The organism is Bounagaea algeriensis (assembly GCF_054491375.1).
Window position 1 is genome coordinate 580,687 of sequence record NZ_CM137102.1, and the last position, 18,069, is coordinate 598,755.

The 18,069-nt window shown below is 71.0% G+C and carries 15 protein-coding genes; 9 read left to right on the forward strand and 6 right to left on the reverse strand.

All coding sequences use genetic code 11. The annotated features are described in order from the left end of the window. The first annotated feature begins 571 nt into the window (after positions 1-571). The 4 genes from ACVGV2_RS02610 to ACVGV2_RS02625 are packed head-to-tail and all read left to right on the forward strand — an operon-like array spanning position 572 to position 4,846. The gene (locus ACVGV2_RS02610; RefSeq protein ID WP_459164450.1) at positions 572-1,516 is read left to right on the forward strand and encodes a DMT family transporter; all 945 of its coding nucleotides are present in this window, start codon (positions 572-574) and stop codon (positions 1,514-1,516) included. Continuing rightward, a complete protein-coding gene (locus tag ACVGV2_RS02615; RefSeq protein ID WP_459164451.1) occupies positions 1,513-2,745 on the forward strand; it encodes a glycosyltransferase in 1,233 nt (410 codons plus the stop codon). Before ACVGV2_RS02610 ends, ACVGV2_RS02615 begins: the two co-directional genes overlap by 4 nt. Positions 2,746-2,748: 3 nt before the next feature. Then, a complete protein-coding gene (locus ACVGV2_RS02620; protein WP_459164452.1) occupies positions 2,749-3,657 on the forward strand; it encodes an alpha/beta fold hydrolase in 909 nt (302 codons plus the stop codon). A 58-nt stretch (positions 3,658-3,715) separates the two neighbouring features. Next, positions 3,716-4,846: a glycosyltransferase family 4 protein gene (locus tag ACVGV2_RS02625; RefSeq protein ID WP_459165844.1), complete on the forward strand. Its 1,131-nt coding sequence runs from the start codon at positions 3,716-3,718 to the stop codon at positions 4,844-4,846. Between the two features lie 9 nt (positions 4,847-4,855). On the opposite strand, the gene ACVGV2_RS02630 is transcribed toward ACVGV2_RS02625, so the two are convergent. Further along, entirely contained in the window at positions 4,856-5,335 is a 480-nt protein-coding gene (locus ACVGV2_RS02630; RefSeq protein ID WP_459165845.1) for a peptidase inhibitor family I36 protein, read from the reverse strand. Between the two features lie 588 nt (positions 5,336-5,923). Between ACVGV2_RS02630 and ACVGV2_RS02635 the strand changes: the two genes are divergently transcribed. Continuing rightward, on the forward strand, positions 5,924-7,579 hold the full coding sequence (locus tag ACVGV2_RS02635) for an FAD-binding dehydrogenase (protein ID WP_459164453.1): 1,656 nt from the start codon (positions 5,924-5,926) through the stop codon (positions 7,577-7,579). Positions 7,580-7,648: 69 nt separating this feature from the next. Here the strand turns inward: ACVGV2_RS02635 and ACVGV2_RS02640 are convergent, their stop codons facing one another. Together ACVGV2_RS02640 and ACVGV2_RS02645 are read right to left on the reverse strand one after the other, a co-directional pair. Next, a complete protein-coding gene (locus ACVGV2_RS02640) occupies positions 7,649-9,238 on the reverse strand; it encodes a solute symporter family protein (protein WP_459164454.1) in 1,590 nt (529 codons plus the stop codon). Further along, a complete protein-coding gene (locus tag ACVGV2_RS02645) occupies positions 9,235-9,651 on the reverse strand; it encodes a DUF485 domain-containing protein (protein WP_459164455.1) in 417 nt (138 codons plus the stop codon). The genes ACVGV2_RS02640 and ACVGV2_RS02645 overlap by 4 nt, the downstream gene beginning before the upstream one ends. A gap of 747 nt (positions 9,652-10,398) precedes the next feature. Between ACVGV2_RS02645 and ACVGV2_RS02650 the strand changes: the two genes are divergently transcribed. Genes ACVGV2_RS02650 through ACVGV2_RS02665 form a run of 4 tightly spaced genes read left to right on the forward strand, consistent with a single transcriptional unit; the run spans position 10,399 to position 15,161 of the window. Further along, positions 10,399-13,545, forward strand: a complete 3,147-nt coding sequence (locus ACVGV2_RS02650) for a sensor histidine kinase (RefSeq protein WP_459164456.1) — start codon at positions 10,399-10,401, stop codon at positions 13,543-13,545. Positions 13,546-13,580: 35 nt separating this feature from the next. Continuing rightward, complete coding sequence (locus ACVGV2_RS02655) at positions 13,581-14,021, forward strand: roadblock/LC7 domain-containing protein (RefSeq protein ID WP_459158205.1); 441 nt, start codon at positions 13,581-13,583, stop codon at positions 14,019-14,021. A gap of 8 nt (positions 14,022-14,029) precedes the next feature. Further along, positions 14,030-14,560, forward strand: coding sequence for a DUF742 domain-containing protein (locus ACVGV2_RS02660; protein ID WP_459164457.1), 531 nt, complete (start codon positions 14,030-14,032; stop codon positions 14,558-14,560). Then, complete coding sequence (locus ACVGV2_RS02665; RefSeq protein ID WP_459164458.1) at positions 14,541-15,161, forward strand: GTP-binding protein; 621 nt, start codon at positions 14,541-14,543, stop codon at positions 15,159-15,161. Before ACVGV2_RS02660 ends, ACVGV2_RS02665 begins: the two co-directional genes overlap by 20 nt. 127 nt (positions 15,162-15,288) lie before the next feature. On the opposite strand, the gene ACVGV2_RS02670 is transcribed toward ACVGV2_RS02665, so the two are convergent. The 3 genes from ACVGV2_RS02670 to ACVGV2_RS02680 all read right to left on the reverse strand — a co-directional run bounded on the left by ACVGV2_RS02670 (position 15,289) and on the right by ACVGV2_RS02680 (position 18,035). Further along, positions 15,289-16,026, reverse strand: coding sequence for a dienelactone hydrolase family protein (locus ACVGV2_RS02670; protein ID WP_459164459.1), 738 nt, complete (start codon positions 16,024-16,026; stop codon positions 15,289-15,291). Positions 16,027-16,383: 357 nt separating this feature from the next. Further along, a complete protein-coding gene (gene nhaA / locus ACVGV2_RS02675; RefSeq protein WP_459164460.1) occupies positions 16,384-17,610 on the reverse strand; it encodes a Na+/H+ antiporter NhaA in 1,227 nt (408 codons plus the stop codon). A gap of 158 nt (positions 17,611-17,768) precedes the next feature. Further along, positions 17,769-18,035 carry a hypothetical protein gene (locus ACVGV2_RS02680; protein ID WP_459164461.1) on the reverse strand — a complete coding sequence of 89 codons (267 nt, stop codon included), beginning with the start codon at positions 18,033-18,035 and terminating at the stop codon, positions 17,769-17,771. Positions 18,036-18,069: the final 34 nt, after the last annotated feature.

Genomic DNA, 18,069 nt, shown 5'->3' on the forward strand with positions numbered 1-18,069 from the left:
TGCCTAGGTGGAAAAGGAAGCGGCTCCGCCGCTTACCTGACGAACCGGTGCGGCCAAGCAACCGACCGCCAATCCGTGCGGCCGCTTAGCCACCAGGGCTTCGGCGAGTCCTCGCGCCCGTTGGGACGGGTGATCGGGGTGTTCGGGAGGAACCTCCCGCGCAGTTCCCCCGCCGCAAGCTTCGCCCCGCAAGCTTCGATCCGGGAGCTGCGGCATCGCGCAGGTCACCCGTACGGGTGATCAGTCCCACTGAGGCGTCCACGACACGAGCGGGGCGCGGGTGCGCTGGGAAGGAGCGCTCGCTCAGGTAGACACCGGCGCAACGTGCCGCTGCGTCCGCCGTGCGGGCCGGCAGCCGCGAGGTCGACTCCTCTACAGTCGAGCACGTGCACGCGCCCGCGCATCCTCGTCCGCCGCACCGGCGGAACCGACCCGGTTCGGTCCGCCACGGCGCGCGCGCAACCGAACGCGGCGCGGAACCGCCAAGACGTGGCGACTCCGCGTTCCGCGGGCGCCCGCACCGGGCGGTGAGCCCGCACGCGCCGCCGCGTCCGAGGGGACGTGGTCGGTGATGATGGCCGTGGCGATCCTGCTCGCCGTGCTCGGCGCCTGCGGCTGCGCCTTGGGCGCGCGCATGCAGCACCGCGCCGTGCGCGCGAGGACCGGCGGTGCCCGGTTCTCGCTGCGCGACCAGGTGCGCCTGTTCGGCGAACCGCGCTGGCTGGCCGGGCTGCTCGTGCTCGCGGCAGGCACCGGGCTGCACGTGGCCGCGCTCGGATTCGCCCCGCTCAGCGTCGTGCAGCCGCTGGGGGTCGTCGCACTGCCGATGACCGTGCTGCTCACCCTGCGGGAGCAGGGGATTCGGACGCGTGAGCTCAACCTGAGCGTGCTGCTGTCCATGGGCGCCGCGATGGCGGGAGTCGGCCTGTTCGTCGTCCTCGCCGCACGCACCGTCGTGCCCACCGCGGTCGCCCCGCAGGATCAGCTGGCCGCCACCCAGATCGCCGCGATCACCATGCTCGTGCTGGCCATGGCGGCCGTGCCGAGCCGCTCGCGGATGCGGTGCGTGCTGTTCGCCGCGGCCGGTGCCGTTGCCTACGGCTACGTCTCACTGCTCATGCGCGGCGTCAGCCAGCAGCTCAGCGCGCTCGACCCGGCGAGCATCCCCGTCGTCCCGCTGTTCGGCGTCGCCGCCGCCGTGCTCGTGGGTGGATGGCTGGTCCAGCACAGCTACGCCAGCGGAACCCCGGACCTCGTCGTGGCCTGCCTGACCGTGATCGACCCGATCGTCGCGGTCGGGATGGGGCTCGGTCTGCTCGGCGAAGCCGACCGGATCGGGTTCGCCACCACGGTCGGACAGGTGGTCTGCGCGGCCGTGGCCTGCGTGGGAGTATTCGCCCTCGCCCGGTACCACCCGGACACCCAGCGCAACGCCCCCGTTCGGGGACCGGTGGCGGCCGCGGGTACCGCGGCAGCACCCGGATCGGCAGACCGTTCTCGGAGGAACACCCCTTGACCGCACAAACGACAGAGGACCCGCTGCGGATCGTGGTGGGTGCCGTGATGTACCCGCCGGACGTCAGCGGTGCCGCCAACTTCGGGTACCGCCTCGCGCGGGGGCTGCTCGCCCGGGGCCACGAGGTGCACGTCATCTGCCACTCGGGCGACCGCCGGGCGCACACGCGCATCGAGGACGGCGTGACCGTGCACCGGGTGCCCTCGCACGGCTCGCCGTTCCACCCCACCGTGCGGTTCTGCCTGCCGTGGCAGGCCACCCGGTACGCGGCGCGGCTGCTGGAGCAGATCCAGCCGGACGTCGTCCACGTGCAGTCGCACTTCTTCATCGGCCGCGGACTGATCAACGCGGCCCGGCGCGCCGCGATCGGCCTGATCGCGACGAACCACTTCATGCCGGAGAACATCTTCGGGTACCTGCGCATGCCGCGGGCGCTGCACGGTGTGGCGGGCCGGCTGCTGTGGCGGCAGGTCGTCAAGCACTACAGCAAGACGCAGCTGGTCACCGCGCCGACACCGCGAGCCGTTCAGCTGCTGCACGACAACGGCTACGCGGCCGAGAGCATGCCGCTGTCCTGCGGTATCGATGTTCAGCGGTACCGGTCGCGGGCCGTGCAGCACCGGCGTCGCGATCCCGACCCGGAAACGCGCACCGTGCTGTTCGTCGGCCGCATCGACGACGAGAAGCACATCGACGACCTGCTGCGCGCCATGTCCGTGCTGCGCCTGTCGCACCGCACACGGCTGGAGATCATCGGGGACGGGGCGCACCGGCCCGCGCTCGAACGGCTGGCCGCCGAACTCGGCATCGCCGAGCGGGTGCACTTCGCCGGCTACGTCGACGACGAGGAGCTGCTCGACGCCTACGCGCGGGCCGACCTGTTCTGCATGCCGAGCACCGCCGAGCTGCAGAGCCTGGCCACGATGGAAGCCATGTCCGCGCGCACCCCCGTGGTGCTGGCGAACGCGATGGCGCTGCCGCACCTGGTCGAACCGGGTGCGAACGGGTGGCTGCACCCCCCGCGGGACGTGCACGCGCTCGCCCGCGCCATCGAAGCGGTGCTCGGCGAGCGCGCGACCATCGACCGGATGGGTCAGGCCAGCGAACGGATCGTCAGCCAGCACGACATCAACACCGTGCTCGGCCGGTTCGAGTCGACCTACCGGTGGGCCGTGCAGTCCGCCGGCGGTGCGGATGCGGGTGAAGCGCGCAGCGAATTGGCGAGTTGATCGATGGGGGCACCGCAACGGCACGGGGTGACCCTCGCCGGCTCGCGGGTGCACTACTTCAGCTACGGAGCGACGCACCGGCCCGACGCGGAAACCGTGGTGATGGTGCACGGGCTGCGCGGCACCCACGAGGGACTCGAACTGCTCGCCGCGGAACTGCTCGCCGCCGGCGACCGGCCGCGCCGCGTGATCATCCCCGACCTGCCGGGCTACGGCGAATCCTCGCCGTTGCGGCAGGTGCGGCACGACGTGCCCGGCTACGCCGGGATGGTGCGCGCGCTGATCGACCACCTCGGCGAGCGTTCCGTGGTGCTCGCCGGGCACTCCTTCGGTTCGGTCGTCGCCGCGTGCGTGGCCGAGCAGCACCCCGAACTGGTGCACCGCCTCGTGCTCATCAACGCGATCACCTCGCCACCGCTGCGCGGGCCGCGGGGCGTGCTGTCGGCGTTGACCTCCGGCTACTACGCGCTGGGACGCGTGCTGCCCGCGCGGCTGGGCAAGGCGTGGTTGGGCAACCGCTACGTCGTGCTCGTCGCCAGCCGCGCGATGACGCGGAGCAAAGACCCCGAACTGCGGCGGTTCATCGACGACAACCACCTGCGGTACTTCAGCCGATTCCACGACCCGGCCGTGCTCGGTGAGACCTACCAGGCCTCGATCAGCAGCACCGTCCTCGACCACACCGGTGCGCTGCGGGTGCCGGTGCTGCTCGTGGCGGGTGAGGACGACGACATCGCCCCGCTCGACGGGCAGCGCAACGCGGCGGCGCACATCGATGACGCGCGGCTGGTGGTGCTCAGCAACGTCGGGCACCTCGTGCACTACGAGGCGCCCGACCGCGCGGCCCGGGCCGTGGCGCGGTTCCTCACGGCAGAACGTCCCCGCGAAGCGTCCGGACTGGGGGCGTCATGATCGGGACGCGCGTAATGACCGGGATGCGCATCATGACCGGGACGGCGTCATGACCGGGATGCGCGTCGTGGTCGACGCCCGGTGGACCCGGACCGACACGCCCGACGGGATCAGCCGCTACGGCGCCAACCTCATCGCCGCGCTGTACCGGCTGCATCCGGTGACCGTGCTCATCTGCGACGACCGCCAGCTGCGGCTGCTGCCGCAGCACGTGCCGCACGTGCGGGTGCACAGTCCGCTCTCGCCCCGGGAACTGCTGCTGTCCCGCACGTTGCACCGGCTCGGCGCCGACGTCGTGTTCAGCCCCATGCAGGTGATCGGCGGGGTCGGCCGGCGGTACCGGTTGGTCCTCACGCTGCACGACCTCATCTACTACCGGCATCCGCGCCCGCCCGGATTCCTGCCGCTGCCGGTGCGCGCGGTGTGGCGCCTGTTCCACTTCGCCTACTGGCCGCAGCGGATCCTGCTCAACCGCGCCGACGTGGTGGTCACCGTCAGCGACACGACGCGGCAGCTGATCGAAAAGCACCGCCTGACGCGCCGTCCCGTGCGCATCGTCCACAATGCACCCGACGTTGAGCTGGCGGCGGGGCAGGACGAGCAGGACTCCGTGGACGCCGCCGTTCCCGGTGATGCCGCCCGGCATCACCGGGAACGGCGCGAGCTCGTGTACATGGGCTCGTTCATGCCGTACAAGAACGTGGAAACGCTCCTCGCCGGCATGGCGCACCTGCCCGGGTACCGGTTGCACCTCCTCGGCCGGATCCCACCGTCACGGGAGGCGCAGCTGCGGCGCTCCTTCCCGCCCGGCGCGGACGTCGTGCTCTGGCGAGGCGTCGGCGACGCCGATTACCGCCGCCTGCTGCTGCGCGCCGCCGCGCTGGTCACCGCGTCGAAGGACGAGGGCTTCGGTCTGCCGCTCATCGAGGCCATGCAACTGGGAACTCCCGTGGTGTGCAGTGACCTCGCCGTCTTCGGCGAAGTCACCGGTGGGCACGCCGTGTTCTTCGACCCCGAAGATCCGGCCGACTTCGCCCGGGCGGTGCGCACCGCGGACGAAGAACCCCTGCGCTCGGCCCTGCGCGTCGGCGGTCGTGCCCGAGCCGAGCGGTTCACCTGGGACGAAGCGGCGCACCGGCTGCTGGCGGTCATGCGCGAACTGCACGGAGCCCAGCGCACCGAGCGATGAGCAGGCAGGTCAGTACCGCCACACCTTGATCGCCCTCGCGGGGTACTCCGCCTCCGGGACCTGCGCCCCCTGCGGGAACGTCGAGAAGTCGAGCTCGCTGCCGCAGTGCTCGTCGGCGTACACGGTGACCGGTCGGTCGGTGCTGTTGGCGAACGACTGCGCCGTCTCCGGCAGCGTGATGCACTCCTCCAGCGGGTGCTCCGCCAGGTTCACGTGCTGGGTGCCGCCGCTGTACGCTCCCTCCGTCCAGGTGCAGAACGTCCCGGTAGGACAGTCCGCCCCGGCGTTCGAGGCCGCTGCACGTTCCGATGCGGCAGCAGGGGCCGGTGTCGCAGGAGCCGGCGCCGCAGGGGCTGGTGCCGTCGCGGCCTCCGGTGCGGCCGTCGCCGATGCCGCGGTGCTCGCTGCGGTAGTCGACGTGGCAGCCGCCGGGGCGGTCGATGCCGCAGCGGGTTCGGCTGCAGCGGTGCGGGCCGTGCTCGCCGACATCGGCAGCAGGAACAGCACCGCCAGGCTCGCGGCGAACAGCACCCTGCTCGGCGTGGCCGAACGCGCTGTTCCGTGCGGTGCGGGGCCGTGCGGCACAGCGCCGTGCGGCGCAGCGCTGTGCGGTGCGGGGCCGTGCGGCACGTTGCGCTGCAGCGCAGTGCGGTTCGACACGTGGCGGTTCGATGCGTGGCGGTTCGACACGTGGCGGGAGGACGTGTGGTGGTGCGAGGTGTGGCGGGACGGCACGTGGGGGCGGGTCGCGGCGAACACGGGCGTTCTCCTCTGCGCATCGGGTCGGGATGAAAACCGCTGACGCACACCAGAATCCGGGCAATCAGCTGAATTTCCACCATTTTGACCAGATACACCACGACCGTGTGGATTTTCTGCACCGGCAACGGCGGGCCCGTGTCAGACCCCGTGTCCGACCCGTGCCCGACCCCCGCGTCCGGGCCCGAGGTGTCCGGGTCCCCGACACACCGGCGATCCTCCGATGAGCCCTGTCCGCGCACCGACGAATGCGATATACAGGCCCTCGCCCGGACACCGGCCCGGCAACCCGGCCCGCGAAGCACGAAGGAGCGGTGGATGCGACTCGACACGGACGTCATCGTGGTGGGAGCCGGACTCACCGGCCTCGTCGCCGCCGCGGAGCTCGTCGACGCCGGCCGGCACGTGACCATCGTCGACCAGGAGCCCGAAGCCTCCCTCGGCGGACAGGCCCACTGGTCGTTCGGCGGCCTGTTCCTCGTCGACTCGCCCGAGCAGCGGCGCCTCGGCGTGCGCGACTCCCGCGCCCTCGCGCTGTCGGACTGGCTCGGCACCGCCGGGTTCGACCGCGCCGAGGACTACTGGCCGCGCAAGTGGGCCCACGCCTACGTCGACTTCGCCGCGGAGGAGAAGCGCCGCTGGCTGCGCTCACTCGGCATCCGCTGGTTCCCGCTGGTGCAGTGGGCCGAACGCGGCGGCGGCCTCGCCTCCGGCCACGGCAACTCCGTGCCGCGCTTCCACATCACCTGGGGCACCGGCCCGGGAGTGCTGGAACCGTTCCTGCACCGGGTGCGGCAGGCGCAGCAACGCGGCCTGCTGCGGCTGCTGTTCCGGCACCGCGTGCACGACCTGCTCACCGAGCAGGGCACCGTCGCCGGTGTGCGCGGCGACGTGCTCGAGCCGAGTTCGGCCGCCCGCGGTGAACCCAGCTCCCGCACGGCGGTCGACACGTTCGAGCTGCGCGCCCAGGCGGTCCTGGTCACCTCCGGCGGTATCGGCGCCAATCACGAACTCGTGCGGCGCAACTGGCCCGCCGACCTCGGTGCACCGCCCGCCCGCATGCTCTCCGGCGTGCCCGACTCGACCGACGGCAGCATGCTCCCCGTCGTCGAGCGCGCCGGTGCGCAGCTGATCAACCAGGACCGGATGTGGCACTACACCGAAGGCGTCCGCAACCACAGTCCGGTCTGGTCCGAGCACGGCATCCGCATCCTGCCCGGACCGTCCTCGCTGTGGCTCGACGCGCACGGCCACCGGCTGCCCGCCCCGAACCTGCCGGGTTTCGACACCCGCGAGACCCTGCGGCACATCGGCCGGACGGGCCACGAGCACACCTGGTTCGTGCTCGACCGGCGGATCATCGCACGCGAATTCGCGCTGTCCGGATCGGAGCAGAACCCGGACCTCACCGGCCGCAGCATCGGCGACCTGCTGCGCCGCGGCGGCGGCACGACTCCCGGGCCCGTGGCCGAATTCGTCCGCCACGGCGCGGATTTCGTCGTGCGCCGCGACCTCCGCTCGCTCGTGCAGGGGATGAACGAGCTCACCGGTGCCGAGCTGATCGACCCGCGCACCGTCGAAGGCGAAGTCACCGCGCGGGACCGGCAGATCGACAGCGGGCTCGGCAAGGACCACCAGGTCGAAGCCATCCGGCACGCGCGGCGCTACCGCGTCGACCGGTTCGTGCGCGTGGCCGAACCGCACCGCCTGCTCGACCCGGCCGCGGGCCCGCTCATCGCCGTGCGCCTGTCGGTCCTCACCCGCAAAACCCTCGGCGGCATCACCACCGACCTCACCGGTCGCGCGCTCGCCGCCGACGGCACGCCCGTTCCCGGCCTCTACGCCGCCGGTGAGGCAGCCGGGTTCGGTGGCGGCGGCATGCACGGCTACCGCGCCCTGGAGGGGACTTTCCTCGGGGGGTGCCTGTTCTCCGGTCGAGAGGCGGGCCGAGCACTGGCCAATCTCGTCCGCTGAAGCGGAAAACGGCTCCCCGGACTGGTTTTCCGAGCAGACCGGGGAGCCGGGACGGCAGCGCCGGTGCGCTCACCGGATGCCGGTGAGCGACCGGACCTCCATGCGCGCCTGGCGCCGGGAACTGCCCGAATCACCGAAGAACGTGCCGATGGCGCCGCAGATGAACGACACCGGGATCGACACGATGCCCGGGTTCTTCAGCGGGAACAGGGCGAAGTCGACGCTCGGCAGGATCGCGTCCGGCGCACCGGAGACGACCGGGGACAGCAGCACGAGCAGCAGGCACGAGCCGAGTCCGCCGTACATGCCCCACAGCGTGCCGCTGGTGTTGAACCGCGGCCAGAACAGCGTGTACAGCAGCGTGGACAGGTTCGCCGAAGCGGCGAAGGCGAAGGCCAGGCTCACCAGGAACGCGACGTTCTGCTCGCGGAAGAGGATGCCGCCGAGGATCGACACACCGCCGATAACGAGCGCGGCGATGCGCGCGATCCGCACCGTGTCCTGCTGTTCGTCCTCGTCCTCGCGCAGCACGTTGGCGTAAAAGTCGTGCGCGAACGACGCCGAGGCGGTCAGCGTCAGGCCTGCGACGACGGCCAGGATCGTCGCGAAGGCCACGGCCGAGACGACGCCCAGCAGCAGCGTGCCGCCGATCTCGTAGGCCAGCAGCGGTGCGGCCGCGTTCTCCTCGCTCGGTGCCGCGAGGATCGTTTCGGTGCCCACGAGGGCGGCGGCGCCGAACCCGATGACCAGCGTGCACACGTAGAAGCCGGACATGGACCACGTGGCCCAGACGACCGAGCGGCGCGCCTCGCGTGCGTCCGGCACCGTGTAGAAGCGCATGAGCACGTGCGGCAGGCCGGCGACGCCGAGCACCAGGGCCAGCGCCAGCGAGACGAAGTCCAGCTTCGTCAGCGCGTTCTGACCGTACTGCGCGCCGGGGGCGAACATCTCGCGACCGTTCGGGTTGTTGGCCGCTGCCTGCGTCATCAGGTCGTTGATGTTGTAGCCGAACTTGCCGAGCAGGAAAACGGTGATCACCAGGGCGGCCAGCAGCAGCAGCACGGCCTTGATGATCTGCACCCAGGTGGTGCCCTTCATGCCGCCGATGAGCACGTACAGCAGCATGACCAGGCCGACGGCCGCGATGACGACGGCTTGCCCGAGGCCGCTGTGGATGTCCAGCAGCAGTGCGACGAGCCCGCCGGCACCGGCCATCTGCGCGATCATGTAGATGCAGGTGATCGTGATCGTCGAGATCGAGGCCGCCGCGCGGACGGGTCGCTGCCGCATGCGGTAGCTGAGCACGTCGCCCATCGTGAATCGGCCCGTGTTGCGCAGCCTCTCGGAGACGAGCAGCAGGTTCACCAGCCAGGCGACGAGGAACCCGATGGAGTACAGGAACCCGTCGTAGCCGTGCACCGCGATGGCACCGGCGATGCCGAGGAACGAGGCCGCTGAGAGGAAGTCGCCGGACAGCGCGATCCCGTTCTGCGCACCGGAGAAGGATCCGCCGGCGGCGAAGTAGTCGCTGGAGGTGCGGGCGCTGCTGACCTGGTAGACGACGAAAAGGGTGATCGCGACGAACACGGCGAAGATGCTGATGTTGATGATGCCGTGGTCGGTGGGGATGCCGCTGTCGGCGGCCGCAGGGCGGATCATTGCGGTTGCTCACCCCCGGTTTCGTGTCGGATGTGGTCCACCCGGGGGTCGATCTGCCTGCGGGCGAAGCGTGCGTACAGCATGGTGATGCCGACCGTGGTCACGAACTGCGCCAGGCCGAGCAGCAGGCCGACGTTGACCTCGCCGAGGACGGGCTGCGCCATGAAGTCGTGGAAATATGCCGCGAGGATGACGTACCCGATGTACCAGACGAGGAAAAACGCGGTCATCGGAAGCACGAACCAATTCAAGCGGCGGCGCAGCTCCCGGAATTCCGGGCTGGCTTGGATGGTCTGGGAATCGGGTTTCTCGCGGCTGGGGCGAACCGCGCTCTTGTCGATTCCGCCGAAGGTCGTGCCGGGGGTGGCGGTCCGAGAGCGGGCCCGCAGCGCGGACTCCGTCGCGTTGCTCATGGTCCTTCCTCGTCGACGTGCGCTTGGGCGGCATCAGCGGAGCCTACGCGGAGCGCGGAGCTCGGCGGCAGGGGTGGGGGGTGCGATGTGTAGATCGATTCGGATTCGCGCGCGCAACCCTCGCGGGGGTTACGATCATGCTACGAGTTGATCTTGGCTACTCAGTGGTATCGCCAGGTCAGCCCCGTGCAATGGACATTCGCGGCACCGCGGGCCCCGCGCGCGGGCCAAAGGTGCTGGTCGCGCAGCGTCGCCTGCTCAACGACCGGGTGAGCAATTCCCGCGGTTCGGGGTGGGGGTGCGAATACATAGCGTGATGCGTTTCGCTGTCCCGTGTGGAAAGGGGAAATCACCCCATCACAATGCGTGCGGCGGCGGTTATAGTGCTTGCGCCGGGCGCCGACGCCTGCGCATCCCGCCGGATCGCGATGGCGTACGCTGATCGACCCGTGACGGGCGCGCCGTGTGGCCACCCGGTTCGCCACGGTGAACCCCACAACCGAACACCCGGTACACGCAGGCGGTTTTCCAGCGCAACGCCCGAGTCCGAAATGGACGCGGTGCGGCCGGAGCGGTCGGGAAGCCCCGACCGGCCGACCCAGGCAGACCGACACCCCGAGACGACGATTGCGGGATCGCACGCATGCGCCGTTCACCCACGTTATGCGCGTCAGCAGCCCCGACCTGCTGCGCACGTCCTCGAGCCACCGCGCGCGTGTCGGCACCCGTTCCCGCGGGAGGAGTGCGGTGAACACCGACAGCGAGACGCGACGCCAAAGACTGCTCCGGTGGCGGGACTGGCCGCTGGTCACGAAGCTGGGCGCGGTCATGCTCATCCCCGTGATCTTCGCCATCACCCTCGGTGTCAGCCAGATCCGGGGACAGGTCGAAAGCGCCGGCGACTACGCGCGCGTCGAACGCGTCCTCGACACCCAGAACCGGGTCGAACCGCTGCTCAACCGGTTGCAGGACGAGCGCACGACGACCGTGCAGCACCTCACCGGGGACGTGGGCCAGCAGGAGGTCCAGGCCGACGTCGACGCCGCGGACGAGGCGCTCGGGCAGCTGCGCGCCTTCATCGACTCCCCCGACGAGTTCGGTTCCATCGTCGGCTCCCGCTACGCCGACATGAACAGGGCGCTCGGGCAGCTGCAGGAGCTGCGTGCGGGAGTGCGCAGCGGAGCGGTCGGCCCGGACCAGGCCATCGACGGCTACAGCACGATCGTCACCTCGGTGCTGTCCATGGACCGCGCCCTGGCCAGCACCGTCGCCGACGAGCGCCTGTCCAGCCACGCCGCCGCGCTGCAGGACCTGCTGGTCATGATGGAGGAGGTCCGGGTGCAGCAGGTGTGGGCGCTGACCGGGCTCGGCGAGGGCCAGCTCAACCAGCGCGCGCTGCAGGAACTGCAGAGCTCGCGCGCCCGCCTGCTCAACAAGATCGAGGAAGCCGGCGCCACCGTCGCCCCGTACTGGCAGGGCCGGCTGCAGACCACGGTGAACTCGCCGGAGATCAGCCAGCGCAACCAGATGCTGATGATGATCGTCGCCGAGAGCCTCGACGACGAGTACACCGGTTCGTACTCGGTCAGCACCGGCCAGTGGAACCAGCGCTCCGACGACTCGATCCGGCTCATCGCCGACGGCCACAGCGAGTTGTCCGGGAGCGTCCGCTCCACCGCGGAACAGCTCCAGGACCAGGCCAGCGACCGCGCCGGCTGGATCTCGGTGGGGCTGCTGACCGCCCTGATCGCGGCCTCCTGGCTGATCACCGTGATCACGCGCCAGCTGCTGCGGTCGCTGCGCGAACTGCGCCGCGGCGCGCTCAACTCCGCCGAGCAGGACCTGCCGGAGGCGGTGCGCAGCATCCGCGAGGGCGACCGCAGGGCCGTCCAGCTCGAACCGCTGCCGGTGAGCACCGAGGACGAGGTCGGCCAGGTCGCGCGTGCCTTCGACGAGGTGAACCAGCAGGCGCTGCGCCTGGCCATCGAGCAGGCCACGCTGCGCCGCGGGTTCAACGAGGCCTTCGTCAGCGTCTCCCGCCGGAGCCAGTCGTTGCTGGAGCGGCAGCTGCGCGTGTTCGAGGAACTCGAGCAGGACGAGGAGGACCCGGACCAGCTGGCCCGGCTGTTCCAGCTGGACCACCTGGCCACCCGGATGCGCCGGAACAACGAGAACCTCATGGTGCTCTCCGGCAGCGACCTGGTGCGTCGGTTCACCCAGCCCACCGACATCACGCAGATCCTGCGGGCGGCCGTCTCGGAGATCGAGCAGTACCCGCGGGTGGTGCTGCAGCCGGCGCCGTCGGTGCAGCTGCGCGGCCACGTCGCCAGCGACCTGGTGCGGCTGTTCGCCGAGCTGCTGGACAACGCGACCGGCTTCTCCGCGCCGGACACGACGGTCAGCGTCGCCTGCTACCAGGCCGGGGACGGCTCCGTCGTCGTCGACGTCCTCGACACGGGCATCGGGATGAGCGACGAGGAGGTCGCCCGGGCGAACGAGCGCCTCGCGCAGGTCGACGAGAACGACCTGGCCAGTTCCCGGCGCATGGGGCTGTTCGTCGCGGGCCGGCTGGCCGCGCGGCACGACGTCGGGGTGCAGCTGCACGGCGGCAGCGATGTGGAAGGCATGCGCGCGATGGTCACCGTGCCCGCCGAGAACGTGGTCACCGACGGTTCGGCGGCCACTTGGACACCGCCCGCCTCGGCCACGCCCCCGGGGCAGCGCAACGGGCACGCGCCGAGCCTGTCCAGCTCGGGGCTGCCCGGCACGCCGCTGGACGCGGACCCCGCCGCGGGAACACCGGCGGGCGGGCCGAGCAGCAGCGGGCCGAACAACGGTGGCCCGTTCACACCGCCGCCCGAGGCGCCGGCGGAGCGGAGTCCCGGAATGCCGCCCGTGGGCCCGGCGCAGCAAAGTCCCGGAATGCCACCCGTGGGGTCGGCGCAGGCCGAGGAACCACCCGCCCCGTCTTCGGATCTGCCGCAGCGCAGGCCGGCGGGGTCGGCGGAGGCCGAGCGGTCTGCGCAGCCGCCGGAACCGTCCACAGCGGACAATTCGTCCGCGAGCGCGGCGGAGTCGCCGGAGGAAACGACGGGACGGTTGTTCGAAGCGCCGCTGGACCTTTCCCGGAACGCGGGCGCGGTAGGCTCGGATTCGACGACTACCTGGTCGAACGGGCCGGAGTTGCCGCAGCGCACGCCTCGGTCGGCCCGTTCGCGGAACGCGGCCGCACAGGGGGAGGGCGAAGCAATTCCTGAGGTATCGACCGAATGGTTCCAGCCGGCGGGCGAGAACCCGTACTTCCAGAACCGGCAGCAGCAGCCGGAACAGGAATCCGCGGGTGAGGAGTTCGCCTGGCCCGACGAGAGCGACTGGCCGGCCGCGGCGGGCGGCGGTTCCTCCGACGACGAGGCGCCGCAGGAGACGTCCGAGCACGACGCCGCGCGCAGTGCCGGTGAGGTGAGTCGGCGGATCGCCGACCTGCACAACGGCGTCAGGTTCCAGCGCGCGCACACCGGACACGACAACGGCGGCGGGCAACCCGCCAGCTCCGCGTCCGCGGAAGCACCAACCGGCTCCGGTGGGGCGGTGACCGGTTCCGCGGAGGAGTCGGAGGCGAACGGCGCCGGATGGGGCCCGTCCTCGTTGGACGAGGCGCAACGCGCGGCGGAAGCAGCCGTTAACCCGGAGCCCTCGTCGTACACGCGATCGGGATTGCCGCGGCGGACTCCCAAGGCCCATCTCGTGCCCGGCAGCGCGCAGAACGACAACCAGCAGGCGTCCGATGAGCAGGAGTCCGCTCCGCAGCGCGACGCCGAACAGCTCCGGAGCCGGCTGTCGAGCTTCCAGAGCGGGGTGCGCAGCGGCCGGCACCGAGCGGGCGGCGAGAGCTGAATCGGGCGGTACCGGCAGCAACGACAGGAGGGTTTATGACGGCCCAGGAGACGATTTCGCGCAGGTTCGGCTGGCTGATCACCGACTTCACCGAGCGCGTGGCCGGCGTGGCGCACGCGATCGTCGTGTCGGCGGACGGGTTGCTGCTGACGTCCTCGGCGACGCTGCCGCGTGATCGCGCCGACCAGCTCGCCGCCGTCGCCTCGGGGCTGCTGAGCCTGACGCAGGGCTCGGCCAAGTGCTTCGAGGCCGGGCAGGTGGTGCAGACGGTCGTCGAGATGGACCAGGGCACGTTGTTGCAGATGGGCATCAGCGACGGTTCGTGCCTGACGGTGCTCGCCTCGCCCAACTGCGACATGGGCCTGGTGGCCTACGAGATGACGATGCTCGTCGAACGGGTCGGGCAGTTGCTCACTCCGGAAATCCGTTCGCACTTGCAGAACTCCGCGAACAGATTCTCCGGACAGCTGGTGTGAGGTTGTGAATGCGCAGAGGCAGCAGCGCCGACGACTCGGATCGGTCCGACTCCGACGACGGCTTCGCCCGCGTCATGGACAGCATGACCCTCGACAACCAGCGCCGGGGGCGGCGGCGTCGGCGTGACGCGACCGACGAGGTGCAGCAGCAGCTGCCGGAGGAAGGGCAGCAGGACGAGCAGGAGTCGCAGGAGCAGGCGCCGGCGGCGGCCAGCGTGCGTTCCTACACCTGGACCGGCGGCCGCACGAGAACGAACGTGCAGCTGGAGCTGGAAACATTGGTGTCCACGAGCGACGCCTACCGGCCTTCGACCGAGGTGCGCGTCGAACACCAGTCGATCGCGGAACTGTGCCGGCACCCCCGCTCGGTGGCCGAAGTCGGAGCACTGCTGTCCGTGCCGATCGGGGTGGCGCGCGTGCTCCTGGCCGACATGGCCGAACTGGGGTTGGTCACGGTGCACCACACGGTGAGCGACAGCGGCAGTGCACCACACATGATGTTGATGGAAAGGGTTTTGAGTGGACTCCGTCGGCTCTAAAACGCCCCAGGCAGCCAACGTTGCCCCGCAGCAGGCGAGCCAGGGTGCCACCACGTCCGCGAAGATCGTCGTGGCCGGTGGCTTCGGCGTGGGCAAGACGACGTTCGTCGGATCGGTCTCCGAGATCGTCCCGCTGACGACCGAAGCGGTCATGACCGAAGCCAGTCAGGGCGTCGACGACCTGGCGGCCACGCCGCTGAAGGGCACGACCACGGTGGCGATGGACTTCGGCCGGATCTCGCTGGACCGCGATCTCATCCTCTACCTGTTCGGCACGCCCGGGCAGCAGCGGTTCTGGTTCATGTGGGACGACCTCGTCCGCGGCGCGATCGGCGCCGTGGTGCTGGTCGACACGCGCCGGTTGGCCGACTCCTTCTCGGCGGTGGACTTCTTCGAGGACCGCGGGCTGCCCTACCTGGTCGGGGTGAACTGCTTCGACGGCCAGCTGCTGCACTCCATCGAGCAGGTCCGCGAGGCGATGGCCATCGGTCCGGAGGTGCCGATCGGGCCGTGCGACGCGCGCGACCGGGAATCGACGAAGCAGTCGCTGATCACGCTCGTGCAGCACGCCATGCGCAAGTGGACCGCGAAGATGCAGTGATCCTCCCGCCGGTGCGTCCGCGACCGCTCGTGCGCGGGTAAAACGCGGCTGCCGCAGCCGGCTGGGGCAGCCGCCGCGGGTGTGCCGCGGCGGCTGCCCCGGTTCTGCTCGTGCGCGTGATCGCCGGTCACACCGGTGGCCGGCGGCGCGGTTCGGGCGGTTTGTGGTGCCCGCTGGAGGTGCCCGCCGGGTTGGACGCGGTGCCCAGGTGCTCGTGGAACCAGCCGGCGGCGAGTTCACTCACCTGCTCCAGTGCGCCCTCCTCCTCGAAGAGGTGTCCCGCCCCGGTGACGATGCTCAGCTGCACCTCGGTGAGCCGGCGGGACTGCAGCCATCCGGCGGCCTGCCGGTTGAGGTTGAGCACTTCCCGGTCGAGGCTGCCGACGACGAGCATGCAGGGGGAGCGGACGTCCTGGATGGCGTCACCGGCCAGGTCGGGACGCCCGCCGCGGGAGACGATCGCCTTGACCCGTTCGGGTCGGAGGGCGGCGGCTTTGAGCGCGGCCGCGGCGCCGGTGCTCGCCCCGAACAGCCCCACCGGCATGCCGGAGGTGGCGCTCCAGTCGCGCATCACGTCGATCGACTGGACGAGGCGGTCGGCGAGCATTTCGGTGTCGAAGCGCAGTTGCTGGGTTCGTTGGTCTTCGCGGGCCTCCTCCGTGCCGAGCAGGTCGAGCAGCATGGTGCCGAATCCGGCGTGCTGCAGGTGTTCGGCCACGGCCCGGTTGCGCGGGCTGCGGCGGGAACTTCCCGAACCGTGGGCGAAGAGCACGACCGAACGGGCGGTCGGCGGGACGGCGAGATCGCCGTCCAGGGTCGTGGTGTGGAGATTGACGGTCACCGGTTCCGAGGTGAGTTGAGCCATGTGATCCTCCTTCCCGCCACGCTGCGAGTACCCGGGCCGGCGCGATCGGCACACCTCCGCAGCGCGGTGCGCATCGACGATGCCGTGCTCCCCGCCACGGTGCGCCAGTGCGCGCGGGACGGCCACCGCTGGTCGGGTGGTCGGTGGTGCTCGCACCGCTGGGCGCGGTGCGAGGGGGCGGCGGACGAGCGGGTCTCGGGTGCGCGCCGGCAGCCCCTGCCGGAGGGCCTCGGCTGGGGCGCCCGCGGCCGGGAGGTCCTTGGCCGGGGCGTCCGCGGCCGGGGGACGCCCCCTGCCGGGAGGGCCCCTGCCGGCAGGGCCCGGGACCCCGCCCGCGGGAGAGCCCGGACGAGCGCCTCAGCTGGTCTGCTTGGCCTTCTTGTGGGCGCGGCTGCGGATGGTCAGCACGATCGAGGCGAGGATCGCGGCGGTGACCGAGGCGACGAGCACGGAGATGGTCACGTAGTCGCCGCGCGGGTCGCCGGCGGTGAAGGCCAGCTCGCCGATGAGCAGCGAGACGGTGAAGCCGATACCGGCCAGCAGGGCCACGCCGAACACGTCCGGCCAGGTCAGTTCCGGGTCGAGCTTGGCGTTGGTGAACGTGTGCAGCACGAAGCTCGAGCCGACGATGCCGATGACCTTGCCGAGCACCAGGCCGGCGACGATGCCGATGCCGACCGGTTCCGACAGGGCCGCGCTCAGGCCGCCGCCCGCCAGTGACACACCGGCCGCGAACAGGGCGAACAGCGGCACCGCGATGCCCGCGGAGATCGGTCGCCAGGTGTGCTCGAAGCGTTCGGTCAGGTTGTGCTGCTCGTCGCCGCGGGTCAGCGCGGGCACGGTGAAGCCGAGCAGCACACCGGCGATGGTCGCGTGCACTCCGGATTCGTGCATGAGCACCCAGCCGATGAAGGCCAGCGGGAGCAGCGCCCACCACCAGGTCCTGCGCATCTGCACCAGCAGGCCGAACAGCGCGATCGGCACCAGCGAGGCGAGCAGCAGCAGCGGCTCGAACTCCTCGGTGTAGAACAGCGCAATGACCGTGATCGCCAGCAGGTCGTCCACCACGGCCAGGGTCAGCAGGAACGTGCGCAGCGCGCCCGGCAGGTGCGAGCCGACGATGGCCAGCACGCCCACCGCGAAGGCGATGTCGGTGGCGGTGGGGATCGCCCAGCCGCGCGTGCCCGCGGGGTCACCGGTGGCGGTGATGCTGAAGTAGATCAGCGCGGGGACGACCATGCCGAACACGGCGGCGATGATCGGCAGCGCGGCCCGCCGCGGGTTGCGCAGCTCGCCGGCGACGAACTCGCGCTTGAGTTCGAGTCCCACGACGAAGAAGAAGATCGCCAGCAGGCCGTCGGCCGTCCAGTGCGCGAGGTCGAGGTCCAGTCCGATGGCCTCGGCCTGCGGCAGCGGCACGAAGGACTTGGCGGCCTCGTAGGTCTCGCCCCACGGGGTGTTCACCCAGATCATCGCGACGACGGCGGCGAGCAGCAGCAGCGCGCCCCCGACGGGTTCCGAGCGCAGCACGTTCGCAAGCGAGGTGCGGCCGGTGGGGCCGCCGGTGTGCTCGCTATCGCTCATTCGGTGCCTCCGGGATCTCGGGTCTTTCTCCTCGCCGACCAGACTTCCCGGCACACCTCGCGCAACAGTACATACCGCTTCCGGGTGGGCCGAGTGCTATATGACTTGGATCATCCGCCCTCCGTGCGGCGGGTGCAGCAAGACGCGCGGGCGGTACCTCAAGCGCTACGAGTGGTGCTGCGCGGTTCGTAGAACTCCTCCCACGGCTTCGGGCCGAGGTAGCGGTGGCACGGGCACGGCGCATCGGTCCGCCCGCGCTCGCGGTTTCCGTGGCACAGGTCGCGGTCGAGGTCGTGCAGGGCCAGGGAGTGCCCGCAGCCGCACACCGGTCCGGACGCGGAGATCGTGCGCGTGCGTCGTCCAACGGCCCGCCCGGCGAGGTAGCCGAGCACGAGTCCACCCACCGCTGCGGCGATCGGACGCATCCGCCCTCCTCGGCACGCGAGCGAATATTCGGAC

Bases quoted from the DNA above. Each gene is read 5' to 3' on its own strand.
- ACVGV2_RS02635 (WP_459164453.1), top strand. From the start codon at position 5,924: ATGCGACTCGACACGGACGTCATCGTGGTGGGAGCCGGACTCACCGGC.
- ACVGV2_RS02670 (WP_459164459.1), bottom strand. From the start codon at position 16,026: ATGGCTCAACTCACCTCGGAACCGGTGACCGTCAATCTCCACACCACG.
- ACVGV2_RS02660 (WP_459164457.1), top strand. From the start codon at position 14,030: ATGCGCAGAGGCAGCAGCGCCGACGACTCGGATCGGTCCGACTCCGAC.
- ACVGV2_RS02620 (WP_459164452.1), top strand. From the start codon at position 2,749: ATGGGGGCACCGCAACGGCACGGGGTGACCCTCGCCGGCTCGCGGGTG.
- nhaA (WP_459164460.1), bottom strand. From the start codon at position 17,610: ATGAGCGATAGCGAGCACACCGGCGGCCCCACCGGCCGCACCTCGCTT.
- ACVGV2_RS02630 (WP_459165845.1), bottom strand. From the start codon at position 5,335: ATGTCGGCGAGCACGGCCCGCACCGCTGCAGCCGAACCCGCTGCGGCA.
- ACVGV2_RS02680 (WP_459164461.1), bottom strand. From the start codon at position 18,035: ATGCGTCCGATCGCCGCAGCGGTGGGTGGACTCGTGCTCGGCTACCTC.
- ACVGV2_RS02610 (WP_459164450.1), top strand. From the start codon at position 572: ATGATGGCCGTGGCGATCCTGCTCGCCGTGCTCGGCGCCTGCGGCTGC.
- ACVGV2_RS02640 (WP_459164454.1), bottom strand. From the start codon at position 9,238: ATGATCCGCCCTGCGGCCGCCGACAGCGGCATCCCCACCGACCACGGC.
- ACVGV2_RS02645 (WP_459164455.1), bottom strand. From the start codon at position 9,651: ATGAGCAACGCGACGGAGTCCGCGCTGCGGGCCCGCTCTCGGACCGCC.
- ACVGV2_RS02625 (WP_459165844.1), top strand. From the start codon at position 3,716: ATGCGCGTCGTGGTCGACGCCCGGTGGACCCGGACCGACACGCCCGAC.
- ACVGV2_RS02655 (WP_459158205.1), top strand. From the start codon at position 13,581: ATGACGGCCCAGGAGACGATTTCGCGCAGGTTCGGCTGGCTGATCACC.